The 26,462-nt window shown below is 68.6% G+C and carries 22 protein-coding genes; 16 read left to right on the top strand and 6 right to left on the bottom strand.

Features of this window, described 5'->3' with window-relative positions:
- Positions 1-57 precede the first annotated feature (57 nt).
- Entirely contained in the window at positions 58-621 is a 564-nt protein-coding gene (locus tag AB0E63_RS23880) for a helix-turn-helix domain-containing protein (RefSeq protein ID WP_360370136.1), read from the top strand.
- Here AB0E63_RS23880 and AB0E63_RS23885 read toward each other — a convergent pair.
- A complete protein-coding gene (locus AB0E63_RS23885; protein ID WP_360370139.1) occupies positions 611-1,828 on the bottom strand; it encodes a low temperature requirement protein A in 1,218 nt (405 codons plus the stop codon). The genes AB0E63_RS23880 and AB0E63_RS23885 overlap by 11 nt on opposite strands.
- Positions 1,829-1,990: 162 nt before the next feature.
- On the opposite strand from AB0E63_RS23885, the gene AB0E63_RS23890 reads away from it, so the two are divergent.
- From AB0E63_RS23890 to AB0E63_RS23915, 6 genes are all read left to right on the top strand, one after another.
- Positions 1,991-2,746: an SDR family oxidoreductase gene (locus AB0E63_RS23890; RefSeq protein ID WP_360370142.1), complete on the top strand. Its 756-nt coding sequence runs from the start codon at positions 1,991-1,993 to the stop codon at positions 2,744-2,746.
- Positions 2,747-2,751: 5 nt separating this feature from the next.
- Entirely contained in the window at positions 2,752-2,973 is a 222-nt protein-coding gene (locus AB0E63_RS23895; protein ID WP_360370145.1) for a hypothetical protein, read from the top strand.
- A gap of 16 nt (positions 2,974-2,989) precedes the next feature.
- Positions 2,990-3,868, top strand: a complete 879-nt coding sequence (locus tag AB0E63_RS23900; RefSeq protein ID WP_360370311.1) for an RNA polymerase sigma-70 factor — start codon at positions 2,990-2,992, stop codon at positions 3,866-3,868.
- A 16-nt stretch (positions 3,869-3,884) separates the two neighbouring features.
- Complete coding sequence (locus AB0E63_RS23905; protein WP_360370148.1) at positions 3,885-4,256, top strand: hypothetical protein; 372 nt, start codon at positions 3,885-3,887, stop codon at positions 4,254-4,256.
- Between the two features lie 68 nt (positions 4,257-4,324).
- Positions 4,325-5,389: an LLM class flavin-dependent oxidoreductase gene (locus tag AB0E63_RS23910; RefSeq protein ID WP_360370151.1), complete on the top strand. Its 1,065-nt coding sequence runs from the start codon at positions 4,325-4,327 to the stop codon at positions 5,387-5,389.
- Positions 5,386-6,093: an NAD(P)-binding domain-containing protein gene (locus AB0E63_RS23915; protein ID WP_360370153.1), complete on the top strand. Its 708-nt coding sequence runs from the start codon at positions 5,386-5,388 to the stop codon at positions 6,091-6,093. The genes AB0E63_RS23910 and AB0E63_RS23915 overlap by 4 nt, the downstream gene beginning before the upstream one ends.
- A gap of 163 nt (positions 6,094-6,256) precedes the next feature.
- Here AB0E63_RS23915 and AB0E63_RS23920 read toward each other — a convergent pair whose 3' ends face one another.
- Both AB0E63_RS23920 and AB0E63_RS23925 read right to left on the bottom strand, forming a co-directional pair.
- Complete coding sequence (locus tag AB0E63_RS23920) at positions 6,257-9,124, bottom strand: discoidin domain-containing protein (protein ID WP_360370156.1); 2,868 nt, start codon at positions 9,122-9,124, stop codon at positions 6,257-6,259.
- Between the two features lie 90 nt (positions 9,125-9,214).
- On the bottom strand, positions 9,215-10,423 hold the full coding sequence (locus AB0E63_RS23925) for an ROK family protein (protein WP_360370159.1): 1,209 nt from the start codon (positions 10,421-10,423) through the stop codon (positions 9,215-9,217).
- Positions 10,424-10,517: 94 nt separating this feature from the next.
- On the opposite strand from AB0E63_RS23925, the gene AB0E63_RS23930 reads away from it, so the two are divergent.
- From AB0E63_RS23930 to AB0E63_RS23945, 4 genes are read left to right on the top strand one after another with little or no spacing between them, the layout of a single operon-like run.
- A complete protein-coding gene (locus AB0E63_RS23930; RefSeq protein WP_360370162.1) occupies positions 10,518-11,810 on the top strand; it encodes an extracellular solute-binding protein in 1,293 nt (430 codons plus the stop codon).
- Between the two features lie 58 nt (positions 11,811-11,868).
- A complete protein-coding gene (locus AB0E63_RS23935) occupies positions 11,869-12,687 on the top strand; it encodes a sugar ABC transporter permease (protein ID WP_360370165.1) in 819 nt (272 codons plus the stop codon).
- Positions 12,684-13,496 (top strand): carbohydrate ABC transporter permease, encoded by an 813-nt coding sequence (locus tag AB0E63_RS23940; RefSeq protein WP_360370168.1) that lies wholly within the window; start codon positions 12,684-12,686, stop codon positions 13,494-13,496. The genes AB0E63_RS23935 and AB0E63_RS23940 overlap by 4 nt, the downstream gene beginning before the upstream one ends.
- On the top strand, positions 13,493-15,586 hold the full coding sequence (locus AB0E63_RS23945) for an alpha-galactosidase (protein WP_360370171.1): 2,094 nt from the start codon (positions 13,493-13,495) through the stop codon (positions 15,584-15,586). The genes AB0E63_RS23940 and AB0E63_RS23945 overlap by 4 nt, the downstream gene beginning before the upstream one ends.
- On the opposite strand, the gene AB0E63_RS23950 is transcribed toward AB0E63_RS23945, so the two are convergent.
- Positions 15,500-16,414, bottom strand: coding sequence for an EamA family transporter (locus AB0E63_RS23950; RefSeq protein ID WP_360370174.1), 915 nt, complete (start codon positions 16,412-16,414; stop codon positions 15,500-15,502). The genes AB0E63_RS23945 and AB0E63_RS23950 overlap by 87 nt on opposite strands.
- An 82-nt stretch (positions 16,415-16,496) precedes the next feature.
- On the opposite strand from AB0E63_RS23950, the gene AB0E63_RS23955 reads away from it, so the two are divergent.
- Positions 16,497-17,381 (top strand): LysR family transcriptional regulator, encoded by an 885-nt coding sequence (locus AB0E63_RS23955; protein WP_360370177.1) that lies wholly within the window; start codon positions 16,497-16,499, stop codon positions 17,379-17,381.
- Positions 17,382-17,385: 4 nt separating this feature from the next.
- Here the strand turns inward: AB0E63_RS23955 and AB0E63_RS23960 are convergent, their stop codons facing one another.
- Positions 17,386-19,116, bottom strand: coding sequence for an FAD-dependent oxidoreductase (locus tag AB0E63_RS23960; protein ID WP_360370180.1), 1,731 nt, complete (start codon positions 19,114-19,116; stop codon positions 17,386-17,388).
- A 155-nt stretch (positions 19,117-19,271) separates the two neighbouring features.
- Here AB0E63_RS23960 and AB0E63_RS23965 point away from each other — a divergent pair, with 155 nt between their 5' ends.
- The 4 genes from AB0E63_RS23965 (at position 19,272) to AB0E63_RS23980 (ending at position 25,080) form a co-directional block, all read left to right on the top strand.
- Complete coding sequence (locus tag AB0E63_RS23965) at positions 19,272-19,985, top strand: alpha/beta hydrolase (RefSeq protein WP_360370182.1); 714 nt, start codon at positions 19,272-19,274, stop codon at positions 19,983-19,985.
- A 133-nt stretch (positions 19,986-20,118) separates the two neighbouring features.
- Positions 20,119-20,736, top strand: coding sequence for a sigma-70 family RNA polymerase sigma factor (locus tag AB0E63_RS23970; RefSeq protein WP_360370185.1), 618 nt, complete (start codon positions 20,119-20,121; stop codon positions 20,734-20,736).
- A gap of 110 nt (positions 20,737-20,846) precedes the next feature.
- Positions 20,847-23,594 (top strand): AAA family ATPase, encoded by a 2,748-nt coding sequence (locus AB0E63_RS23975; protein ID WP_360370188.1) that lies wholly within the window; start codon positions 20,847-20,849, stop codon positions 23,592-23,594.
- 64 nt (positions 23,595-23,658) lie between these two features.
- A complete protein-coding gene (locus AB0E63_RS23980) occupies positions 23,659-25,080 on the top strand; it encodes an FAD-dependent oxidoreductase (RefSeq protein WP_360370191.1) in 1,422 nt (473 codons plus the stop codon).
- Here AB0E63_RS23980 and AB0E63_RS23985 read toward each other — a convergent pair.
- Positions 25,058-26,392, bottom strand: a complete 1,335-nt coding sequence (locus AB0E63_RS23985) for a peroxidase family protein (protein WP_360370194.1) — start codon at positions 26,390-26,392, stop codon at positions 25,058-25,060. The genes AB0E63_RS23980 and AB0E63_RS23985 overlap by 23 nt on opposite strands.
- Positions 26,393-26,462 lie beyond the last annotated feature (70 nt).

A 26,462-nucleotide genomic window follows, 5' to 3' on the forward strand; every position in this document is an offset into this window, starting at 1 on the left:
ACATCACCATGCTACATCCGGTGATGTCAGTCAATGACATCAGCTAGGATCGAGCCCATGGCACGGTGGGAACCAGACGCGGCGGGACGGCTGCGGGAGGCGGCGATGGCGCTGTACGCCGAGCGCGGGTACGACAACACGACCGTCGCCGAGATCGCGGACCGGGCCGGAGTGACCGCGCGGACGTTCTTCCGGCACTTCGCCGACAAACGCGAGGTCCTGTTCGCCGGCTCCGAGGAACTCGAGCGGGTCATGGTCGAGGCGCTGACCGCCGCGCCGGAGTCCGCGACACCGATGGAGGCTGTTGCGGCCGCCGTACTCGCGTCCGGCGAATTCTTCGACGATCTCCGCCGGGACTATTCCCGCCGGCGCCAGGCCGTCATCACGGCGACTCCCGAACTCCGCGAGCGTGAGCTGATCAAGCTGGCCTCCCTGACCACCGCTTTCACCGCGGCGCTGCGGAGCCGAGGTGTCAGCCCGGACGTCGCGGCGCTGGCGGCGGAGACCGGCGTCGCGGTCTTTCGGGTGGCGTTCGAACGCTGGATCACCGAGCCGGAGGGCGTCTCCCTGGCGGACGTCATCCGGTCCACCCTGACCACGCTGTCCGGCCTTACTGCCTGAGACCCTCCGCGGCATTGAGCCAGGACACGATCCCGGCGAGGGCCACGCAGGTGGCCGTCAGGAGAGCGATCGTGACGGGCGAGCCGACCAGGGGAGTGCCGAGCGGAAGCAGGAGGAGCGTCACGATGGCGGGAATCGCAGCGCCGAGATGGAGGGTCGGCGTCGACGAGATGAACGTGTGCACGATCCACAGCATCCCGATGAAGACGGCGACCGGGATGGCGACGGCGTAGCTCACACCGGTAGGCGAGATGTGCAACTCGTGTCCGGTCTGCTCGACAGCGACCTCCAGGCCGGCCCCGAGAGCTCCGAGCGCGGCGAAGATGAAGTAATGGCCGTAGCCCCAGCGGTACGAGCCCTCGCGCCGGTTGGCCAGTCCCGGACCGGCTGGGTGCAGGAAGTACAGCCACCAGAGCGCGAACACCATCACCAGACCGCTCGCGGCGACCGTGATCAGCTCGGCGCTGACCTGGGTCGCCTCGAGAGCTCGGCGTACGGCGTTGGTCGCGGCGAGGATCGTCTCGCCGAGCAGGATGATCGTGAACAGCCCGTAGCGCTCGGCGATGTGGTGCGGGTGCCAGTTGGTTGTGCTGGTCCGCTCGGCCCAGCGAGGGACCGACAGCTCGAGGGCGACGAGAATCAGGAAGCCGGCCAGCTGCGCGGACTCGTTGAGCAGGTCGCGTTCGCCCAGGTACACGCGCAGGATCCAGCCGACCTGCAGGACGCTGATGCCGAGGGCGTACCTGCGCGCCGTACGACGTCGTTCGGGGTCCTCGACACTCGCGCGCAGCCACTGGGCGACCAGCGCGAGCCGCATGATCACGTAGCCCACGACCACCGTGCGATAGTCCCCGTGATCGGCGGCGGACGGGACACCCGCGGCGAGGACGAGGACACCGGCCATCTGGACCATGGTGAGCAGCCGGTAGGGGACGTCGTCGGTGTCGTACGACGAGGCGAACCAGGTGAAGTTCATCCAGGCCCACCAGATCGCGAAGAACACCTGGAGGTACAACAGCAGACCGTCCGCGGCGTGGCCTTCGGCGATGGTGTGCGCGAACTGCTCTGTAGCCGCGGCGACCGCGACCACGAAGGTCAGGTCGAACAGCAGCTCGAGCTGGCTGGAGACCCGGTGCGGCTCGTCGATCGGCCGCGCGGTCATCCGGACCCGGATCCGGATCGAGGGGGCAGGGCCAGAGTCGGGCACGGGCGATTCCTTTCGGCGAGGCCTCTTCCTCTCCTATGACAGCGCAGGTCAGCGGCTTGTGACCAGGGCCTCGACCGGGCCGCTGTCACAAGCCGGGTCACTGCCCTGTCTTACCTGGTGACGGGCGGCAAGGGATGCCGTCGGCAACGAAGGGATTCTGGGATGAAGATCGTCGTGATCGGCGGCACCGGCCTGATCGGATCGAAGCTGGTGGCCAAGCTCACCGAGCACGGGCACGAGGCGGTGCCGGCCGCGCCGAGCACCGGCGTGAACACCCTCACCGGCGAGGGGCTGGCCGCCGTCCTGCAGGGCGCCGACGTCGTGATCGACGTGGCGAACTCGCCGTCGTTCGAGGAGAAGGCAGTCATGGAGTTCTTCAAGACCTCGACCGGCAACGTACTCGCGGCCGAGGCCGAGGCCGGCGTCCGGCACCACGTCGGGATCTCGATCGTCGGCACCGAGCGGCTGCCGGAGAACGGGTACTTCCGGGCCAAGATCGCCCAGGAGGAGCTGATCAAGGCCTCCGGCATCCCGTACTCGCTGGTGCACGCGACCCAGTTCATGGAGTTCGTCGGCGCGATCGCGGACGAGGCGACCCAGGGCAACGAGGTGCATATCGCGCCGGTCGCGTGGGCGCCGATCGCGGCTCAGGACGTGGCCGCGATCCTCGGCCGGACCGCGGTGGGCGAGCCGCTGAACACCCGGATCGACATCGCCGGGCCGGACGAGTACCGGATGGACGAGTTCTTCCGCAAAGCGCTTGCCGAGCGCAACGATCAGCGCGAGGTCGTGACCGACACGCACGCCCGGTACTTCGGCTCGGAGCTGATCGAGCGCAGCCTGGTCCCGATCGGCCCGGCCACTCTCGGTGAGCTGCACTACGACGAGTGGTTCGCGACGCAGTACATCGGGAAGTGAGCTCGATGAACGACGATCCGGTCCTGCGCGAGCTCGAGGTGGAGGTCGAGGCCGACATCGAGCTGAATGCGGCGGGGACGCCGCCCGACGACGACATCGAGTCGCCCAGCGAGTGGCTGCTCGATCCGGTGGAGGTTCAGGAGGAGGCGGTCGACCTGCGGAGCCTGCGGGGTGCGATCGAGGCCCTGGAGGGTGATGATCCGGGAACGACCGTATCCTCAGCCTGACACTGGGACGGTGGGGATGGCGGAGGCGGACGACCTCGACGAGGCGGTCGCGATCTTCAACGAGGTGCGTCCGCGCCTGATGGGGATCGCGTACCGGATGCTGGGCAGTCACAGTGAGGCCGAGGACCTGGTCCAGGAGGTCTGGATGCGCTGGCAGGCCGCCGATCGCAGTGCGGTCGTCAGCCCGGTGGCGTACCTGTCGACCGCGGTGACCAGGCTGGCGATCAACGCGAGCCAGTCCGCCCGCGCTCGCCGGGAGACCTACATCGGCCCGTGGCTGCCCGAACCGGTGGACACCAGCGCCGATCCGCTGCTGGGCGCGGAGCGCGGGGAGGCGTTGAGCTTCGCCGTACTGCTCGTGCTCGAGAGGCTCTCGCCCACCGAGCGGGCGGCGTACATCCTGCGCGAGGCGTTCGACTACCCGTACGACGAGCTCGCCGCCATCCTGCAGACCACCGAGGCGGCGGTGCGGCAGCTCGTCAGCCGGGCCCGCAAGCGCATCCGGGCCGAACGCCGTACCGAGATCAGTGGCACCCAGCAGCGCAAGCTGCTCACCGCCTTCGTCGCCGCGGCCCGCTCGGGCGATCTCGCCGCACTCGAACAGTTGCTGGCCAAGGACGCGATCAGCTACTCCGACGGCGGCGGCATCCGTCAGGTATCGAAGTTCCCGGTAGTCGGCCGGCCGCGGGTGGCGAAGTACTACCGGGCGTTTCACGAGCGCTTCTGGGTCGGCGTCGAGGTCGAGTTCGGTACGGCGAACGGCCAGGCGGCAGCGTTCCTGCGGCGCGACGGTGGCGACGTGTTCGGGTTCTGTACGGTCAACGCGTCGGAGGACGGGATCGACGAAATCCTGTGGATACTGAACCCTGCGAAGCTCACCGGCGTACCCGCTTGAGGCAGCTGGAGGAGATGTGAGCTTCCTGGTGAGGCGGGGTGACGAATCGGTCGTCCAAGAGTTCGCGACGGCCTGCAGTGCGGGCAGTGTCGGTGCGCTACGGCGCATGCTCGCGCCACAGGCGGTCGTGGTCAGCGACGGCGGCGGGCAGGTCGCGGCCGCCCCGCATCCGGTCCGCGGGGCCGATGCGGTCGCGCAGTGTGTGACCGAGTTGCTGAGCCTGCAGCCGGGTACGGCGCTGACCGTCCAAGCGGTGAACGGACAGGCCGGCGTGGTCCTGCGCCGGGCCGGTGCGGTCGTGGCCGTGGTGAGCCTGACTGTGACGGGCGCGAAAGTCGCGGCGGTGTGGATCGTGCTGAACCCGGACAAGCTTCGGCACTGGCTCTGACAGCCGGGAATGAACCCCCAGGTCCTGCGTGTTGACATGTCAACCTAGTATTTGAGGTGGCAACGCAGATGGGAGTGGGGAATATGGCCGACGTGGCCGACCTGGTGTTCGGACTCGACACCTTCGGGGACATTCCGGTGGGTGACGACGACGCGCCGGTCTCGGATGCCGCGGCGATCCGGCACGTGGTCGAGGAGGCCGTTCTGGCCGACGACCTCGGTGTCGACGCGATCGCGCTCGGCGAGCACCACCGCCCGGAGTACTCGATCTCCACGCCGGAGACCGTGCTGGCCGGGATCGCGACGCGGACGTCGCGGATCAAGCTCGGATCCGGGGTGACGGTGCTGAGCTCGGACGATCCGGTCCGGGTGTTCCAGCGCTTCTCCACCGTGGACGCGCTGTCGAACGGACGGGCCGAGGTGATCCTCGGGCGCGGCTCGTTCACCGAGTCCTTCCCGTTGTTCGGCTACGACCTGGCCGACTACGACGTCCTCTTCGAGGAGAAGCTGCAGCTGTTCAGCCGGTTGCTCGACGAGAAGCCGGTCACCTGGGAAGGCACCACCCGGGCCGCCCTCGACAACGCCGACGTCTATCCGAAGACCGAGTCCGGTCGTTTGAAGACGTGGGTCGGCGTCGGTGGCTCGCCGCAGTCCGTCGTACGTACGGCGTTCTACGGGCTGCCCTTGATGCTCGCCATCATCGGTGGTGTGCCGGACCGGTTCGCGCCGTACCTGGATCTGTACCGGAAGGCGGCGGAGCAGTTCGGCACGACCGCACTGCCGGTCGGGATGCACTCGCCTGGCTTCATCGCCGACACCGACGACGAGGCTCGTGAGGTGTTCTACCCGCGGTACAAGGTGATGCGGGACCGGATCGGGGCGCTGCGCGGCTGGCCGCCGATCAAGCGACAGGAGTTCGACTCCGAGGTGGAGCACGGCTCGATGTACGTCGGTTCGCCGGAGACTGTCGCCCGCCGGATCGCCGACGCCGTCCAGACGCTCGGGGTCGGGCGGTTCGACCTGATCTACTCCGCCGGGCCGTTGCCGGTCAGTGCGCGGATGCGTGCGGTCGAGTTGTACGGCACGAAGGTGATCCCGATAGTCCGGGAGATCCTCGCAGCGGAGGAGAAGTGACGATTGCCATTCTCGGTGCCGGGAAGGTCGGTACCGTTCTCGCGCGGCTCGCGGTCGCGGCCGGGTACCGGGTGCTGATCGCGGGATCCGGTGAGGTGTCGAAGATCGCGCTGATCGTGCAGGTCGTCACGCCCGGCGCGATCGCGACGACCGCGGCCGAGGCGGTCGCGGAGGCCGACGTGGTGATCCTGGCGCTGCCGCTCGGGAAGTACCGCACCATCCCCGCCGAGGAACTGCGCGGCAAGCTCGTGATCGACGCGATGAACTACTGGTGGGAGGTCGACGGCACCCGCGACGACCTCACCGATCCACGCACGTCGTCCAGCGAGATCATCCAGGACTTCCTGCCCGAGTCCCGAGTCGTCAAGGCCTTCAACCACATGGGCTACCACGACCTGGAAGAAGGCGCCCGCCCGCCGGGATCGCCCGACCGCAAGGCAATCGCCATAGCCGGCGCCCCCGCCGACGCCGCCGAGGTCGCCGAAATCGTCAACTCCCTAGGCTTCGACCCCGTCATCGCCGGCCCCCTCTCCGAAGGCATCCGCCTCCAACCCCACACCGAAATGTTCGGCGCCAACGCCCCCGCCGAAGAGGTCCGAACCCTCCTATCCCGCTACCCCACCACCCCTCACGCCCAAACCATCACAACCGCCCGAGCTGCCGCCGTCGGCGAAACCCGCACCACCGCCGAATCCGCGGCCTAACCCGCGCCCGCACCACCGCCGGCTCGGCCGCTCCGTCGTCGAACCCGCCCCGACCCGACCCGCCGCCCCGGAGCATTTGAGGGGTTAACCCTTGAGTTGGAGGGTTGCCCACTGAGAATCTCAGTGGGCAACCCGCTAGGTGAGGGGTTATCCCCCTGAAATTTCAGGTGATGGAGATTCGGTCCAGGTCGGGGGCGGGGTCGTTGTTGTTGGAGATTTGGAGGGTGTTGGGGCCGGAGTTCAGGTGGATGGGGAGGGTGACGGTTTGGACTGTGGTGTTGCCGATTCCGGTGACTGAGGCTTCGACGGAAGGGCCGCCGTTGACGGAGACGAAGTAGGACTTGGTTCCGTTGACGGTGTAGTCGAGGTGGAGGGTGTAGGTGCCGGCCGCCGCGACGGTGATGTCGGGGACGATGACGTGGGCGTCGGGGGTGCCGCCCAGGTTGCGGACCTTCTGGCCGCCGGAGCAACCTGAGCAGTTGGTGATGCCGGCGCTGCCGATCTGGTTGAGGGAGCTTTCGGCCTCGCGCATGAAGACGCTGTCGGCTGGGCGCACCTGGATCGGGACAGTCTTTGTGATTTTGTGGGGAAGGCCGACCGTTTCGAAGGTCACTTCGACTGGGACCTGTGCGGCGCCGGATCCCGTGAGGGTCCACGTGCCGGTGATCGTTTGACCGAGACGCAGACCGGCTGCCGTCACCGGAGCACCCGAGACAGTCCAACCCGACGGAACCACAGGCGTCATGCGGACGTTGTCGATCGAGTCCTCGTCCAGTCGGAGCTCAGCCGACACCGTGACCGATTGTTGGCCAGGGCCGACCCAGACGATGCCGGATGGCTTCACCGTCATCGTGGTCTTCGGTACGTACGACGCCGGCGGCATCGGCCCGATCGCGATCCGGTCGAGCCCGACCTGACGGTCGCCCGTCACCTGGATCGTGTTCGCACCAGCCTTCAGCGGTACGGCGACAGCCGTCGACCGAGGCACCTCCGGATTACCCGCATCCAGCGACGCCGTGATCGGCGAGCCACCGTTGACCCGGACCGCGAACGACCCAACAGCGGACGTGGTCCCGTCCAACTGCAGACGGTACGTCCCCGCACTCGCAGCCTGGACATCCCGATACGTCACCCCGCCACGGTCCAACCCGACGACCTGGGCAGACCCGGAACACGCCGCACAGCCGGCGACACGACTACCCCCGCTGCGGTTGAACTCAGCCTCCAACGGCAGCGGATTCCGCAACTCCTGCGGATACGCGTACCCGACCCGGATCTCGTCAATGCGCAACTGCCGGTAGTACGGCGGGGATTGCGGCCCGGACCACGTGTTGAGCACCTCGAGCTTCACATACCGCGCGACCTGGTTGCCGATGTCGATGAACTGCACACCGCGCCGGCTCGGCATCGCGCTGGCCCGCACCGTCGTCCAACGCTTGCCATCCACGCTGACGGACACCTTGTAGTCCTTGATCCGCGCCGAGTCCTCCGGTCGCCCGAACGACTCCCGCGCGTGCGTCGGCGACCACTCGGTCTGGTTCACCGCGAGGTACGTCGCCTTCCGCGCCCGACCGAGGTCGAGTGTCGCCGCCACCGGGAACTGCCCGTCGGCATCCCAGTAGTTCGGGTAGCTGCCGTCGACCAGGTTCGCCGCAGGATGATCGCCGGTCGCCGCCGTGGCAGTTGCCTTGAGCATCGATTGCGGATAGAGACCTTCCTGACCGGAGATCGTCACCTTGAAGACGGTGTCGTACGGATCCCAGTCGGTGACCCCGAGGATCGACAGATACCCACCCGACTGGTTGAAGCGGAACGACTTCCCGGTCCGGACATCCGACACCGACGTGACCCGGTAACCGTTGTCTCGCAGCCTCACCAGGTCCTGCGACTTCGGCTTGGTCAGCACGTGCAGGTACTGCGTCCGCCCGTTGTCCGCGACCGTGATCACCCCGTGCGCCCCGTCGTTCCAGAAGCCAGGCTGCATCCCGCCGTACATGTACCCGCCGCCGTCCGTCTTCGCCAGCGAGGACATGATCGGCGGCAGCCACTCGGCCATGAAGTTGTTGAAGTTCACCTGCTGCGGCGGGAACCTGCCGTTGACCATCGCGGTCTCGGCCATCAACGACTTGATCGACGATCCCGCGTTGGCGACGTACCGGCCGACGCTGAGGCCGTAGTCGACCACGCTGTCGCTGCCGTCGTACCACCATTGGCCGGTGGTGGGCAGCTTGTAGTCGGCCTCGGTCAGCCTCGGCATCGGGGTGAAGGTCGCCTGCGGGTAGTCGTAGGCGGGTGTGATGCCGGTCTTCTGCTCGTTGCTGACCGTGTCCATGATCGGGGTGTCCTCGTTGTTGTTGCTGAGCAACCACGAGGGCCGTTGCTGCCGGATCTGCTCGTACAGTCCGTGCTGCTCCCAGTAGGCGTTGTCGTTGTCGATCCAGAAGCCGGACAGGTCCGGGTAGTCGTCCATCACCTCGTGGAACAGGTCGTAGCTGTACATGCCGAACCCGTCCCGCGTGGTCAGGTCGACCTGCTGACCCTTGTACGCCGAGTACGCAGCCGAATCGAGCGTCTCGACGCCGGGCACCTCGTTGTGCCACTGCGGGTCGTCGGTCATGTAGAGCAGGATGTGCACACCCTTGGCCTTGCCCGCGGCGACCAGCTCGCCGAGGAAGTCTCGTTGCGTGGCGCAACTACCAGGGATCTTGGACGGCCACGGCCGGGCGTAGCCGAGGCGGCTGTGGAAGGTCGCCAGCACGATGTACGACGCGTGCAGCTTCTGCGCCTCGTCGACCCAGTAGTCGGCGTTCCAGCCGCCGGCGGTGACGTCGCGCTCCCAGGCGGCGCAGTCGGTGTGGCGGGGCGCGGTGAACATGCCCCAGTGCAGGAACAGGCCGGCGGTGGAGTCGCGCATCCATTGCTGGCGCGGGTTCTCGACCTCCGCGCGGGCGGGGGCGATGCCGAAGACGGTGGAGATCAGGGCCAGGACGAGGGTGGCGGCAGTGAACCGCCGGGGTAGTCGGAGGGCCATCGAGTTCTCTCACTTCGAGTGGGCGGAAGAATAATGGCAACAAGATTGCCTATTGAGAGATCCGATCTTTCCAACCTTCCGGCCGTGCGGTCAAGACCCGGGGACCGCCAACAGGTCGGCGAGGACGGTGTCCAGCGCCATCCGGGCCGCGCCGAGGGCGACCGAGTCGGCACCCATCGTCGAGCTGACCACGTCGATGGGGACCAGCGACAGCTTCGCCAGCTCGCGCCGGAATGGCTCGGCGATGATCGCGCCACCGCGCGACATACCGCCGCCGAGCACGATCACCTCGGGGTCGACGGCCAGCGCGAGCACGGCCGCGCCGCGGGCCAGCACCTCGGCGAACTCGATCAGCACGGCGAGACTCTCTGGGTCCTGCAGGGCCGCGGATGCGATCACCAACTCGCCCTCGCGACCAGGTCCGGCGCCCTGCTCGGCCGCCAGCGCGGCGCCACGAGCGTGCAGCCGCTCCATCGCCGGCGCCCAGCCGAGGGTCGGAAACACGCCGATCTCACCGGCGGCGCCGTGACGTCCCTGGTGCACCTGCCCGTCGATGAGTACGCCGGCTCCCGCACGGTGACCGGCGAACATGTAGACGACGTCCCCGTACTCGCGGGCCGCGCCCTTCCAGTGTTCGGCCAAAGCGGCCAGCTTCACGTCGTTCGCGACCGCCACGGGCTGTCCAAGCCCGTCAGAGAGGGCTCCCGCCACGTCGATCTCGGTGAATCCGGGAAGCGAGTACGGCGCCAGCCCGGAGCCGACCGGACCGTCGCGGACGTCGTGGACGCCCTCAGCGGCCCGCAGTGCGCCGGTCACCCCGCACGCGATGCCGGTGATATCGGCCGGCCCGAGCTGGGCCTGTGACCAGCTCACGTGGGCGGCGTCCACCGCGGCTCGCACGCGCTCTCCCGCGCCGAGGTCGGGGTCGAGCTCGACCCGGTGCGTCGCGAGCGGGTTGCCGCGCAGGTCAGTCACCACGGCCATCGCCTTGTGGGCCCCGATGTCCAGGCCTGCGACGTACCCCGATTCCGCGCGGAACCGGAAATATCGGGCGGGCCGGCCGGCGGCGCGGGCGGTCGAGGGCTTGCGGGGTGGAGCGCTCTCCTCGACCCGGCCCTCGGTGAGCAACTCGGCGAGCAGGTCCTCGGCGGTCGGCCGGGAGACGCCGACCAGCGCGCGCAGTTCGCGCAGGGTCAGTGACTCGGACTCGAGGAACGCCCCGAGGGCGGCTGCGAGGTTCAGCCTGCGCAGCAGCGACGAATCGCCCATCCGCCCGCCGGCGGCTCGATCTTGACTCATCCGATGAATCGTCCTTATGCTCGCGCCGATATTGCCAACTGATCTGCATAATACTGCCGGAACGCCGCGCGGGCCGGACCTCGGAAGGAACCGTATGCCATCACGTTGGACAGGCACGATCGCTGTGGCGACCCTCCTGACCGTAGCGCTTGCCGGCTGTACGAGCGGGGGCAAGGCGACGAGCAGTGAGAGCGGCGGCACCGTCGAGCTGACGATGCTGACCTTCGAGACGCCGAACCTGCCCGCCTCGCTGTGGGACTCGGCGATCGCCCGGGTGTCGCAGAAGGTGCCCGGGGTGAAGATCAAGAAGCTGGTCACCCCGAACGTCGACCGGACCACCTACGCCAAGCAGCTGGCCAGTTCGGGGCAGCTGCCGGACATCATGATCGCGGTGAACCCGCAGGGCTTCGCCGAGGGCGGCCAGCTCGCGGGGTTCACCCAGGACGAGCTGAAGGACTTCGCCAGCCCGGAGTCGGGGGCGATCAAGGGCAAGATCTACCAACTGCCGACGAATGCCCAGCCGCAGTCGTTGCTCTACTACAACAAAGCCGACTTCGCGAAGGCCGGGATCACCGCCCCGCCGAAGACGTGGACCGAGTTCCTGGCCGACTGCGCGAAGCTCAAGACGGCCGGCATCACGCCGATCGCGGTCGGTGGCGGCGGCCAGGACACGTTCGCCGGCATGTACACCTGGGTCGGTACGGTCGGCACCGACGTCTACCTGTCCGACCCGGGCTTCTCGCAAGAGATCACGGACGGGTCGAAGACATTCGACGACCCCGGGTTCGTGAAGGCCACCGACAAAGTCGCGCAGCTGGCGAAGCTCGGCTACCTCGACAAGCAGGGCACGAGCCGCTCGTACGCCGATCACGAGAAGGCATTCCGGGCCGGCTCAGCCGCGATGTATCCGATGGGCTCGTGGTTCGCGACCTCGGCGGACAACGACAAGCCGAAGTTCGACGTCGGGGTGTTCGCCTGGCCGTCCGATGACGGTAAGGCAGTCGTTCCGAACCTCACTGGTGGTGGTTTGAGCGTCAGCGCGAAGGCAGAGAACGTCGACCTGGCGAAGAAGTTCGCCTTGGAGTGGACCAAGGACAAGGAGACCTCGGACGCCTTCACCAAGGCGGACGGCACGTTCAACACCATCGCGGGCTACCAGCCGCCGGCCGACATGGGTCCGCTCTTCAAGGCGACCCTCGCCATCTACAACCAGGCGGTCAAGGACAAGACCGTCACCCCGGCGCTGTCGATCGAGCAGGGTGACAACGGTCTGCCCGCCGACATGACTGTGCCGGTCCAGCAGATCGCGGTCGAGTTGCTGAACGGCAAGTCCGACGCGAAGACCGCGGTCAGCAAGCTGAACAAAGAATATGCTTCTCTCAAATAGACAGCCGAGAAAACGGCATTCTGGTCTGATACCGGTCCGGGAGTTCTCCGGGTTCGCTTTGCCCGGCCTGTTCCTCTACGGGCTGCTCGTACTGGTTCCGATCGGGTGGACCGTGGTGCTGGGGTTCACCGATCGGAACCGCTTCGCCCCGGACACCAGTTGGGTCGGGCTGGATCAGTTCCGGCGGTTGCTCGAGGACGACCAGTTCTGGCTCGTACTGCGGAACACGTTCGTGGTGACCGCGATCGTGGTCGTCGTACCGAACGTGCTCGGCCTCGCGATCGCGCTGCTGCTGGATCGCGACACGCTGCTCTACCGCCTGCTGCGGTCGGTCTTCTTCACGCCGGTGATCCTCAGCGGCATCGTGGTCAGCGTCATCTGGCAGAGCATGCTCCGTCCCGACGGTGTTCTGAACAAGGTGTTCGGCGACGTGGGCTGGTTGTCTGATCCGGGGATCGCGCTCTACTCGATCAGCGGGATTCTCTGCTGGCAGATGCTCGGATTCTGCGTCGTGGTGTACCTGGCCGGACTGAACGGCGTACCCAAGGAGTTGCACGAAGCAGCGATCGTGGACGGGGCGGGGTGGTGGCGCCGGTTTCGGTCGGTGACGTGGCCGATGATCGCGTCCGCGGTGACGATCAACACGGTGATGCTGCTGATCAGCGGCTTCAAGGTGTACGAGCACGTCCTCGTGCTGACCAACGGCGGGCCGGGTCGGAACACCACGGCGTCGATCGCGTTCGACGTGATCGAGAAGGGCGTCCGCGGCGACCGGATCGGGTTCGCCGCGGCGGAGGCGACCATCATGCTCTGCATCATCGTCGCGCTGAGCGGCCTCGTCCTGCGCCTGCTCCAGCGGCGGGAGGTACATCTGTGAAGGTGGTCCGGCCGATCGCCGCGATTGCGCTCGCCGCACTGTTCTTCTTCCCGGTGTACGTCGTGGTGACGGGGATGCTGAAACCGGTCAAGGACATCCAGTCGTCGCCACTCGGACTACCGGCACCGCCGACCGGTGCGAACCTCGACGCCGTCCTGGGCCGCGAAGACGGGCTGTACTGGTCGGCGTTGATCAACAGCGTTCAGATCACCGTGCTCTCGGTCCTGGCCCTGACGTTGCTCTCGGCAATGTTGGCGCACTACCTGGTCCGGTCGACCGCACGCTGGACGCGGCCGGCGTTGCTGATGCTGCTCGCGGGTCTGATGATCCCGCCGGCCGTGATCTTGCAGCCGGTGACGCAAGTACTCGGCGCCGTCGGCCTGATGAACTCCGTCGTCGGAGTCGTCTGTGCCAACGTCGCGTACTACCTGCCGTTCGGGGTGTTCGTGTTCTCCGGCTTCATCGGCACAGTGCCGATCGAGATGGAGGAGGCTGCGAGCATCGACGGCGCGAGCCGGTTCCGGCTGTTCTGGCAGGTCGTGTTCCCGACGCTGCGCCCGGCGGCGGCCAGCGTGATGATCTTTCTCGGAGTCTGGGTGTGGAACGACTTCCTCACCCCGTTGATCGTCCTCGGTCCCGAGGCGGGGACGACGGTGACGGTCGGCGTCTACCGGTCGGTGGGGGAGTACTCGACCAACTTCGGCACGCTCTACGCCTTCTCGTTCCTGGCGTCGTTGCCGGTGCTGCTGTTCTTCGTCGCACTGCAGAAGCAGTTCGTCGCCGGTCTGACGACGGGAGCCGTCAAATGAGTGTCCACTTCGAGAACGGCGTCCTGCTGCTGACGACGCCGCGTACGTCGTACTCCGCCTACCTCGGCGACGACGACATCCCGATCCACACCCACTGGGGTGCACGGATCACGGTGGACGACGCGGCGTACCTGGCCCGTACGACGGCCGCCCGGTTGGCCGGCGAGTGGACGAGCTTCCGGTCGGCAGCCAACGGCCATGAGGAGTACCCGCTCGACGGGCGACTGCAGTTCGGGCGGTCCGCGTTGTCGCTGGCGTACGGCGACGTGCGGAGTACCGAGTGGGCGTTCGTGGACCACCTCGTCCACGACGACCGGGACCTGGAGCTGATCTTCGACGCACGCGGTGTCAGGGTCAGCCTGCACTACCGCATGTACGACGACAGCGACGTGATCGACCGGTGGGTCGTCGCACGGAACGAGTCGGACTCGGCCGTCGACGTACATCGGCTGGACTCGGCCGCGTGGGTCCTGCCCGAGCAGGCGTCGTACCGGATGTCGACGTTGACCGGGCGCTGGGCGGCCGAGACGCGGCTCGGCCGGAGCGAGTTGGCGGAGGGGCGGTTCGTGGTCGAGAGCCGACGGGGGATCACGAGCCACCATGTGAATCCGTGGATCGCTCTGGACGACGGTACGGCGACCGAGGAGACCGGCGAGGTGTACAGCGCGGCCCTGCACTGGAGTGGGTCGTGGCGAATGCTCGCGCAGCGGGAGCTCGACGAGCCCGTGCAGGTGCTGTTCGGCTGGGGGCACGAGAACTTCGGGCCACGTGGCCTCGAGCCGGGCGAGGAACTCGTGACACCGGTGACGTCGGGCCTGTTCACCAGCGGCGGCTTCGGTACGGCGAGTCGCGCGTGGCATGCCTATGCGTTGGAGCACGTGTTGCCGCGGGCAACGGAGATCCGGCCGGTGCTGTTCAACTCCTGGGAGGCGACCGGGTTCGACGTCGACGAGGCGAGCCAGGTCGCGCTGGCGACCCAGGCGGCCGACCTCGGGTGTGAGCTGTTCGTGCTCGACGACGGGTGGTTCGGCCGGCGGACCGACGACCGTACGGGGCTGGGGGACTGGTCGGTGAATCCGGATCGCTTCCCGAACGGGCTGCAGCCGCTGATCTCCAAGGTGCACGCCCTGGGCATGGGCTTCGGGCTGTGGGTGGAGCCCGAGATGGTGAATCCTGACTCCGATCTGTATCGCGCGCATCCGGACTGGGTGTATCACTTCGAGGGGCGTGAGCCGGCGCAGTTGCGCAACCAGCTCGTCCTCAACCTGGCCCGGCCAGACGTCGCCGCCTGGGCTCTCGAGCAGCTGGACTCGTTGCTGACGGCAAACGATCTGCAGTTCGTGAAGTGGGACATGAACCGCCCATTCGCGGACACCGGCTGGCCGGCCGAGCCGTCGCGGCAAGGCCGGATCTGGTTCGACCACGTCACCGCGGTTTACGGCATCATCGACGCGTTGCGGGCCAGGCATCCCGGAGTCGCGATCGAGGCCTGCTCGGGTGGCGGCGCCCGGGTCGACCTCGGCATCATGGCGCGGACCGATCAGTTCTGGACGTCGGACAACACCGACGCGTTGGACCGGCGTTACATCCAGCACGGGTTCAGCCAGGTGTACCCGGCGCGCACGATGTCGTGCTGGGTGACGGATGTGCCGACGTTCATCAACAAGCGGAACGTGCCGTTGACGTATCGCTTCCATGTCGCGATGGCCGGCGTCCTCGGCATCGGCGGTGACCTGGCCGAGTGGTCGCCGGCTGAGTTGACGCTGGCGCGTGAGTTGATCGCGGAGTACAAGGACATCCGGCACGTCGTGCAGCACGGATCGCAGTACCGCCTGGGTGAGCCGGGGCGATCCGCGTCGGCCGTGCAGTACGTGACCGCGGACCGTCAGGAGTCCGTCGTACTGGTGTATCAGGAGGCGCAGCAGTACGACAGCGCACCACGGCCGCTGCGGTTGCAGGGGCTGGATCCCGAGGCGGCGTACCGCTTCGAGGACAGCGTGGTGTCAGGCGCATTCCTGATGGCTCATGGTCTGTCGCTGACGTTGGTCGGCGATTACGCCAGCCTGCTCATCCAGCTTCGGAGCGGCTGACCTGTGGGCGCGCTCGGCGCCGATGCCGGCGGCAACCACTGAGGCGATGCCGACGGCTTGCAGGAGGCCGGGGGACTGGCTGAGGATCAGCCAGCCGATGAGGAGGGCGAGGGCCGGCTCGAGGCTCATCAGGGTGCCGAACACGCCGGCGTCGAGGCGGCGCAGGGCGAGGTACTCCAGGGTGAACGGCACGACCGGGAGCAGCAGTGCCAGCCCGAACCCGATGGCGACGAGCTGCCAGGTCATGACCGGGATCGTGCTCGGTCCGGCGACCACGGTCGCGACCAGTGCGGCGACCGGGATCGACACCCCCATGCCCTGCAGGCCGGTGACGTTGTCGCCGACATGCTGGGTGAGGACGATGTATGCCGCCCAGCACACGGCGGCACCGAGCGCGAACAGTACGCCGATCCCGTCCACTGAACCGTGCCACGGTTGCGTCAGCAGCATGACCCCGACAAAGGCGAGCGCGGGCCAGATCAGCCGGCCACGACTGCCCAGTACGGCGACGGTCAGCGGACCGAGGAACTCCAGTGCGCTGGCCGTGCCGAGCGGCAGGCGCGCCACCGCAGCCATGAAGAGCAGCGTCACTCCACCTGTGGCGACGCCGAGGCCGACCGCGGCCAGGAAGGACCTGCGGTCGAAGGAGCTGGGGCGCGGGCGGAAGAGCACCAGCACGATGAGCGCCGCACAGGCCAGTCGCAACCAGGCAGCACCCTCGGGGCCGACCCGGTCGAAGAGGCCGACGGAGGCGGCCAGGCCGAGCTGGACCATCGTCATCGACAAGACGGCGAAGGTCACTCCGGTGCGGCTGTCACGCGTGCTCATGACTCCAGTGAAGCTCGCGAATCCGTTCGCGTCCACGTGATATTTGTGGACAAATCGTTCGGGAGTTCTGAACAATAGTCCGATGGACGTACGCCGTCTCGAGCTCCTGCTGGCCCTGTCACGACAGGGGTCGATGCACGCGGTCTCGGAGACCCTCGGGGTCACCACCTCGACCGTCTCGCAGCAGATCGCCGCGCTGGCCAAGGAGGTCGGTACGCCGCTGCTCGAGCCGGATGGTCGCCGGGTCCGGCTCACCCCGGCCGGTCGTCGGCTCGCAGAGCACGCCGTACAGATCCTCGCGGCGCACGAGGCGGCGCGGGCCGATCTCGACCCATCCGCGGAGCCGGCCGGGACGGTCCGGGTCGCTGCGTTCCACACCGTAATCCGGGATACCTTGCTGCCCGTCGTGCACCAGTTGGCGGCTGAGTACCCCGCGGTGCGGCTGGAGATCCAGGAACAGGAACCACCCGAGGCGCTGGCCCTGCTCGAGCGGGACCAGGTAGACCTCGTGTTGAGCTACGACTACAACTTGGCGCCCGCCGCGGTCGAGCCGGCGCTGGACCTGACCCCGCTGTGGCACTCCACCTGGAGTCTCGCGGTGCCGTCGCAGTCCCCGCGTACGACCGGTCCGGCGGCCGACGTACTCGCGGCCTTCGCCGACAGCGACTGGATCGTGAACTCCCGCCACAACGCCGACGAGCGGGTCGTCCGCACGATCGCCGCCCTGGCCGGCTTCGAGCCCCGCATCACCCAACGCGCCGACAGCCTCCCGCTCGTCCAGGAAATGATCATCGCCGGCCTAGGCGTCGCCCTGATGCCCGCCGACTACCCCAAAACCGCCGGCATCTCCCGCCGCCGCCTCCGCGACCCAGAACCCAACATGCGAGCCCACGCCCTAACCCGCCGAGGCCGCACCAACTGGTCCCCCCTCGCCTTGCTCCTCACCCTCCTGTCACAGCGAGACTGAGGCCTCACTCGACGAGTTTGCCGTCGGAGGAGACGTGGCGCATGAGGGTGCGGAACTCGTCGGGGATGGGTGGGATCTGTTCGTGCTCGATCGATCCGGGGCCGGACCAGACGAGGTTCACCTGGAGGGACTCGTCGAGGTCGGGGTAGTCGGAGCGGTTGTGGCAGCCACGGGATTCTCGGCGTTCGAGGGCTGCGTCGAGGGTGGCTCGGGCGGCTAGGGCGGACGACTTGAGGTCGAAGGCGTGGGCGAGGTCCTGGAAGCCGGCGATGTCGGGGTGGACGCCCAGCCGGGTCATGCGATCGTCGAGTTCGGCAAGCTCGGCGATGCCTGCGAGGAGTCCGGCTTCGTCGCGTACGACGCCCGCCCGGGACGTCATCGTGTCGCGGAGAGCCCGCTGCAGCGCGCGTACGTTCTCCTGGCCGTCGGACGCCAGCAGTGCGTCGACCTCCGCTCGTGCTTCGGCGACCGCCTCGGCCGACCGCTGCTGTGATTGCCGGTCGATCGAGTACTTCGCGGCCTCCTCCGCCACGATCCGGCCGAAGACCAGGAGCTCGATCAGCGAGTTGCCGCCCAGCCGGTTCGCTCCGTGCAGACCGCTGGCCGCCTCGCCGAGCGCGTACAGCCCGTCGATGCCGGTCCCGTGGTCCTCCGGCCGGACCCATACGCCACCCATCGAGTAGTGCGCGGTCGGCGCGATCTCGATCGGCTGCTTGGTGATGTCGAGCATCTGGAGCTCGAGCAGCGTCTGGTACACGCGCGGCAGCCGGCGCATGATCGTCTCGCGCGGGAGGTGGGACACGTCCAGCCAGACCCCGCCGTTCGGCGTACCGCGGCCTTCCTTGATCTCGGTGTACGCGGCGAGCGCGACCCGGTCACGGGTGGACAGTTCCATCCGCTCGGGGTCGTACCGCGTCATGAAGCGCTCTCCGAGGGCGTTCCGCAGCTGACCGCCTTCGCCGCGGGCGGCCTCGGACACGAGGGTGCCGGCGGCGTTCTCGGGCTCGATGAGTCCGGACGGGTGGAACTGGACGAGCTCGGGATCGCGGATCTTGCCGCCGGCCAGGACGGCCAGGCGGAACGAGTCGCCGGTGTTCTCGTCCCGGCGGGACGACGTACGGCGCCAGATCCGGGTGTGACCGCCGGCCGCGAGGATCACCGCGTCCGCGTGGATGACGTACCGCCGCCCGGTGGTCAGGTCGAACCCGTAGGCCCCGAACACGGCGTTGTCCCGGACCAGGATCCGGGTCACGTAGACGGTGTCGAGGATCGGCACGCCGAGCTGGACCGCCCGGTTGATCAAGGTGCGCTGGATCTCCAGGCCGGTGTAGTCGCCGGCGAAGGCGGTCCGCCGGTAGGTGTGGGCGCCGAAGAACCGCTGGGAGATCCGGCCGTCGGCCTCGCGGGCGAACGGCATGCCGTAGCTCTCCAGATCGGCGATGCCGCGGGCCGCGCCCTCGGCCACGATCTGGACCGTGACCGGGTTGGCCAGCAGGTAGCTCTCCTGCAAGGTGTCCGCGGCGTGCTGCTGCCAGGTGTCCTCGGGGTCCATCGTGGCGAGCGCCGCGTTGATCCCGCCGGCCGCGAGCGAGGTGTGCGCGTCGGAGCGCGGCCGTTTGCCCAGAGCAAGGACTTCGACACCCTGCTCGGCCAGCTCGATCGCTGCCCGCAGGCCACCACCACCGGTGCCGATCACCAGGACGGAAGTGGCGATCTGCTGTTCGGTGACACTCATTTGGCTCTCCCTCGGCTGCGTGCGTACTCACTGACTAGGACAGACCACGACCGCGTTCTGTGACTGTCTCGCCGGTCACAACCCGGCTGTCCGCTCCGTCACAACCCGGCGAGCTGTCCGGTCCTTCCTGGTAGTCCCGAGAGAAGGAGCACCTCATGAATGACCAAAGTCCCGTTGTTGTGCTGGTCCACGGCGCCTTCGCCGAGTCGGCCAGCTGGAACGGTGTCGTCGAGCGGCTGCAAGCACGGTCGATCGAGACCGTCGCCGTCGGGAACCCGCTGCGCAGCCTCGCCGGTGACGCCGCGTACGTGCGCGACGTGATCGCCGGCCTCGGCCGGCCGGTGGTGCTGGTGGCCCATTCGTACGGCGGCATGGTGATCACCGAGGCGGCCGCGCAGAACGACGCCGTCCGGGCGCTGGTGTACGTGTGCGCGTTCGCACCCGACGAAGGCGAGACCGCATTCGCGTTGTCGGCGAAGTTCCCCGGCAGCACGCTCGGTGAGGCGCTCGATGCCTACCCGGTCAGCACCGGCGGCAACGACCTGAGAATCAAGCCCGACCTGTTCCACCACCAGTTCTGCGCCGACGTACCGGCCGCCACGGCAGCGCTGATGGCCGCGACCCAGCGGCCGGCCAGTGACGTGGCGCTCACCGACGCCCTGTCGACCGCGATGCCGGCCTGGAAGACGATCCCGTCCTGGTTCGTCTTCAGTGACGAGGACCTGAACATCCCGGTCGCGCTGCACCGCTTCTTCGCCGAGCGGGCCGGCGCGAAGGACACACGTGAGGTCGCCGGCGCGTCCCACGCCCTGTCCGTGTCCGACCCGGAGGTCGTCACGGCCTCGATCCTCGACGCCCTGTCCGCCTGACCCCGCCCGCCAGGGGAGTCCGCCCACGGACTCCCCTGGCGGACCACGGACTCGACCACGGACTTTCCAGGGCGCGCCGACCGCTGTCCGGACGCGACGGTGGGAGTTGCCCCCCACGCAAGGAGTCCGGATCGTGACGACGTCGACGGCTGGATTGGACGAGTTTCTGCAAGCGCGACCGCGGTTGTTCCGGATCGCCTGTCGGATTGTCGGCAATCCGCAGGAGGCCGAGGAGCTGGTGCAGGAGGTGTGGCTGCGGTGGCAGCGCGCCGACCGGTCGGCGGTCGTCGATCCGGGGGCGTTCCTGGCGACCACGATCTGCCGGCTCGCGATCAATCTGGTGCAGTCGGCTCGGCGCCGGCACGAGACCTCCGTCGGCCCGTGGTTGTCCGAGGAGAGTGCGGTCGGCGGGGTCGATCCGCAGACCCATGCGGAGCAGCAGGAGGCGTTCGATGACGCCGTACGACTGCTGCTCGAGCGTCTGTCACCGGCTGAGCGGGCCACCTATGTACTGCGGGAGGGCTTCGAGTACCCGTACCGGCAGATCGCCGAGACGTTGCGGATCGGCGCACCCAACGCGCGGCAGTTGGTGAAGCGGGCGCGAGACCGGCTCGCCTCCGACCGGTGTCGCCCGGTCACTCCGGCCGCGCACAGCCGGCTCCGGCACGCCCTGGCCTCGGCCTCACGCGCCGGTGAGCTGGATGGCCTCGAACAACTCCTCACCGCCGACCTCGCCCAGCCGGTCGGCTGAACCACCGGCTACTGTTGCCACACGCCGGCCGGATGACGCTATTGCGACACCGGCGGGTCCTATCCCGGATCGACGTCAGGCTCTAGCCTCTGGTGAGGGAGGGTGCAGCCATGTCGATCGGTCGGCCCGCGCCCGAGCTTCGCGGGCGGCGTACGGAGTGTGCACGGCTGGACCATGTGGTCGCCGGCATCCGCTCCGGCGACGGCCAGGTGCTGGTTGTCCGTGGTGAAGCGGGCATCGGGAAGACCGCCCTGCTCGAGTACTTGGTCGGCCACGCCGAAGCGTGCCGGGTCGCGCGAGCTGCCGGCGTCGAGTCCGAGATGGAGCTCCCCTTCGCCGGTCTGCACCAGTTGTGCGCCCCGCTGTGGCGTCTCAGTGATCGACTCCCGCGGCCGCAGCGTGACGCACTGGCGGTCGCGTTCGGACTGGAGTTCGGCGGCCCGCCCGACCGGTTCCTGGTCGGTGCGGCGGTGTTGAGTCTGTTGTCGGCAGCCTCAGAAAGCCGACCAGTGCTGTGCGTGATCGACGACGCGCAGTGGCTGGATCAAGCGTCGGCCCAGACGCTGGCGTTCGTCGGGCGGCGGCTCTTCGCCGATCGGATCGGCCTCGTGTTCGCCGTCCGTGAGCCGGTGACCGGGCCCGAGTGGAGAGGCTTCCCCGAGCTGGCGGTCGGGGGCCTGTCAGACCGTCATGCGGGGGCTCTGCTCGACGCCGTCGTACCCGGCCGGCTGGACGAACACGTCCGGGACCGGATCGTGGCGGAGACCAGAGGTAATCCGCTGGCCTTGCTCGAGCTGCCGCGAGGGCTGACCGCGGGTGAGCTCGCGGGCGGGTTCGAGCGACCGGATGCCCAGCCGCTGGTGAGTCAGATCGAGCAGAACTTCGCCCGCCGGGTACAGGCCCTCCCACCGGAGACCCAGCTGTTGCTGCTGACCGCGGCCGCCGAGCCGGTGGGCGACGTACCGCTGCTGCTCCGCGCGCTCGCGGTCCTGGAGGTGCCGGTGAGTGCGGCCGCGCCCGCCGAAGCGGCCGGCCTGGTCGAGCTCGGTGCGCGGGTCAGGTTCCGGCATCCGTTGGTACGGTCGGCGACGTACCGCGCGGCGGATCCCGCCGACCGCCGGCGCGTGCACCAAGCCCTCGCCGAGGCGATCGATCCGGACCTGGATCCGGACCGGCGGGCCTGGCACCGCGCGCACGGAGCGGATGGCCCGGACGAACACGTCGCCGCCGAGCTCGTCAGTTCGGCCGATCGGGCTCAGCGTCGCGGGGGAGTCTCGGCCACCGCGGCGTTCCTGCAGCGGGCAACCGAACTCACGCCGGATCCGGCCCAGCGCGCGGTCCGTGCCCTCGCCGCGGCCCAGGCCACCCTTCGGGCCGGCGCGTTCGAGCCGGCGTCGCGGCTGCTCGTCACCGCCGGCGACGGGTCGGCCGACGCTCTTCACCTGGCCCGAGTGAACCTCCTCCGGGCGCAGATCGCGTTCGCCTCCGGGCACACTCTGGAGTCGGGGCCGCTGCTCCTGGATGCGGCCCGCCGACTCGAACCACTCGACCTCGACCTCGCTCGGGACACCTACCTCGACGCGATCGCGGCCGGGCAGTTCGCCGGGCGACTGGCCGAGCGGGCCGGGGATCCCGGACTGGCCGGAGCGGCTCGCGCGGCCCGGGCCGCGCCCACTCCGGACCTCCGCCGCAAGCGGGACCTGGTGCTGGACGGTGCCGCGACGCTGTTCACCGACGGGTACCCGGCGGCCGTTGCTCCCTCCCAGGAAGCGGTCCGGGCGTTCTCTGGCGCGGACGGGGCGCCGGACCAGGACGACCTGCGGTGGTTGTGGCTGGCGTCGCTGCTGGCCGTGAACCTCTGGGACGAGGAGAGCTGGGAGGCGCTCACCGCGCGCCATGTCCGGATCGCCCGCGAACTCGGCGACCTCAACGAGCTCCCGCTCGTCCTGAACCACCGGGTCATGCTGAGCCTGTTCACCGGGGAGATCTCCACGGCGGCCGCTCTGGTCGCGGAGATCAGGACGATCAACGACGCGACGGGCGTCGGCCTGACGCCGTACGGCGCGATCTGTCTCGCGGCTTGGCGCGGCCGCCCGAAGGAGGCGACGGCGCTGATCGGCACGGCCAGGGACGATGCCCTCGGCCGCGGCGAAGGCGGTGGGCTGGCCATGACGCACTTCGCGGACGCCGTTCTGCTGAACGGACTCGCGAACTATCAGGAGGCACTGGCGTCGGCGCGTGAGGCGACGGCGTATCCCATCGAGCTCGGCGTTGCGAGCTGGGCGCTGCCCGAGCTGATCGAAGCGGCGGCGCGCAGCGGTCGTCCGGAGCAGGCGGCGGACGGCCTCGATCGGCTGGACCAGATGGCGCAGGCGTGTGGCACGGACTGGGTGCTCGGTGTGCTCGCCCGGTCGAAGGCTCTGTTGACCACGACGCGGTCGGCGGAGTCGGCCTACCAGGAGGCGGTCGAGCGACTCGGCCGGACGCGGATGCGGATGGACCTTGCCCGTGCTCACCTCGTGTACGGCGAATGGCTTCGACGCCAGGGCCGGCGGCAGGACGCGCGGGTCCAGCTGCGGACGGCACACAAGATGTTCACCACAGCTGGTGTCGACGCCTTCGCCGACCGCGCGGGCCACGAGCTGGCTGCGACGGGCGAGGCAGTCGGAGACCGTGCCGGCCGGGCGACCGACGGCTTGACCGCGCAGGAGGCGCACATCGCGGAGCTGGCCGGCACCGGCCTGACCAACGCCGAGATCGGTGCGCAGATGTTCCTCAGCCAGCACACTGTCGAGTGGCATCTCCGCAAGGTGTTCTCCAAGCTAGGCATCACCTCCCGCAAGCAGCTCCGCCGCTAGCACGCGTCACAACCCGGGCGGCTGGGTTGTCTTACTGACAGAGTCGACGGAAAGAGGACAACCCGTGCGCAGGATCCTGGTGATCGGTGGTGGGTACGCCGGTTTCTACACGGCGTGGAAGCTCGAGAAGAAGCTGCGGCGCGGCGAGGCCGAAGTCGTCGTGGTCGACCCCCGGCCCTACATGACATATCAGCCGTTCCTCCCCGAAGTCGTCTCCGGATCGGTCGAGGCGCGCCATGCCGCGGTCTCGTTGCGGCGCAATCTGCACCGGACCAAGGTCGTCTCGGGCTCGGTCATCGCGATCGAGCACGCGCAGCGGTCGGTCACGATCCGCCCGTCGCAGGGGCCTGACTTCCCGATGTCGTACGACGTCCTCGTGGTGACCGCGGGAGCGGTGACCCGGACGTTCGACGTACCCGGTATCGCCGAACGGGCGATCGGGATGAAGCACGTCGAGGAAGCGGTGGCGATCCGGGACCGGTTACTCACAGCGTTCGACGAGGCGTCCGGCCTCGAGCCCGGTCCGATCCGGCGTCGATTGTTGACAATCACCTATGTCGGCGGCGGTTTCTCCGGAGTGGAAGGGTTCGGTGAGCTCCTGTCGCTCGCTACCTCCCTGCTCAAGCTCTATCCGGAGCTGTCCCAGAGCGACCTCGCCTTCCATCTGGTCGAGGCGACCGGCCGGATCCTGCCGGAGGTCAGCGACAAGCCGGGGCAGTGGGTCGTCTCGATGCTCGAGCAGCGCGGAGCAGAGGTGCACCTGAACACCACGGTGAGGTCGGCCGAGGACGGTCACGTGGTGCTGTCGGACGGAAGCGAGTTCGACTCGGAGCTGATTGTGTGGACGGCCGGCAACGCCGCTACGCGGCTGATGCGTAACCACACCGATCTGCCGCACACCGAGCGCGGTCTCGTGCAGGTCTGCGCCGACCTCCGGATCGGTACCGACGCCAATCCGGTCACGGACGCCTGGGCTGCCGGTGACGACGCGGCCGTTCCGGATCTCGCCTCGGGGACCGAGGGCACTTTCACGGTGCCCAATGCGCAGAACGCCGTACGGCAGGGGAAGTTGCTGGCGAAGAACCTGGTCCGTACGTTGCGCGGGCGGGAGCCGAAGCCGTACGTGCATCACAGCCTGGGGGCCGTGGCGACGCTTGGTCTGGGGAAGGGGATCTTCCAGTACCGCGGGATCGTCATCAAAGGTCTGCTCGCGTGGCTCATGCATCGCGGGTACCACGTCCTTGCGGTCCCGACGTGGGACCGCAAGGTGCGCGTCTTCGCGATCTGGGTCGCCGCGACGTTCTACGGCCGGGACGTCGTCTCGCTGGCCTCGGTCCAGCGTCCGCGGGAGGCGTTCGCGACCGCGGCCGGCGTACCGGCGCTCAGCTCGCACCGACCGGCCGCGTCGAGCGAGCCGGTCGATTCGGGCGAGTCGGTCGAGTCAGTCGATTCGGGCGAGTCGGTCAGTTCGAGTCAGCCGGGATGAGCAGGTCGGTCAGGTCGAAGGCCGGCCCGGCGGCGGGCTGGGTCGGCTCCCAGTCCGGCTCGAGGCTCAGGTAGCTGGCCGGGTCGGCGCGGAGCAGACCGATCAGGACCTCCGCCACGATCCGGCCGCCGACCGGCCCGAGCCGGTCTCCACCGCCGAGGTGCTCGGATTCCTTCAGGATGTAGAACCACAGCGGGGTGCCGTCGGGCCAGGTATCCACGGTGAGCGGCGGTACGCCGATGAACCGCGCGAGCTCCTCACCACTGGGCAGTCCGGTCGTGTCGCCGCGCAGCAGATCGCGGACCGCCAACGATCGGTAAGCCTCGGTGTCGACCACGCCGGTGACCTGCTCGGGCAGACCGATCAGGCTGGCGGCGAGCCGGCCGTCGAGGCGCTTGGCGCGTTGCGCGGGCGGATGCCCGGGCACATCGAAGACCTGGGTGAGATCGAGCCGGTGGTTCGGCGGCCCGAAGCCGACGAGGTCGGGAAAGAGCGGCAGCTCGGGACCGCCCTCGACGAGCCGGTAGGTGTGCCGGATCTGGCCGTGGCCGTAGCGGTACGCCGCGTCCGCGAACTCCAGTGGGATGAACGCCTGCCCTGGTGCGGGCGCGAACCACTGGCCGCCCTTGGTGAGAACCTCGTCGACCAGTTCCGGCCCGACGAGTCGTGGCAGGAAGTCGTGGACCACGATCCATTGGTAGTGCCAGGTGAGCGTGACCCGCGCGTGTTCGAAGACGTCGGCCTCGGGGACGCCCTTGGCCCGCAGATTGTCGACGATCCGATTGTGCGCACGCAGCAGTGCGACATGGAGGGTCAGCGTGAACAGATGGACGTCGTTGCGCGGATCACCGATCAGGGCCACGCCCTGCTGGTTCCGGGGTACGTCGCACCCGTCCGGGCCGAGCAGGAACTTCGCCGGGTCGTGGAGATCGAACAGGTACGGCGAGCCGACCGGACCGTCGGAGTACATGATCTCCAGGTTGAGCTTCGGCGCCCGCGCGTTCTTCAACGCCTCCGTCTCGACTCCACCGGTGATCGGCGACCGGTCCGCGGTGATGTCGTGCGCGACCAGCTGCCCGAAGAACGGCCACCCGGCCGCCTCGGTCGCGTCGTCGCCGACGGTGCTGCGGTCCAGCTCGGCGGCGGCATCGCAGATCCCGCCGTCACCACCGGCGCGCATCAGTACGGCGGGGTCGCTGCCCAACGGATCGAGTCCGGTGAACATGCGCCCGTACCGTGCCCCGCCGGTCGGCCGATCCACACTCCGCACCGAGCTCAGGCAATGGTCCCGCGCCGCCGGATGCCCACTCATTGAAATCCTCCTGGTCTCTACGCCCTGCCACTGTCTACCCCTTGCCATCAGACAAGACAGCACAGCACCC

The organism is Kribbella sp. NPDC026596, from assembly GCF_040638415.1.
Lineage (GTDB): Bacteria > Actinomycetota > Actinomycetes > Propionibacteriales > Kribbellaceae > Kribbella.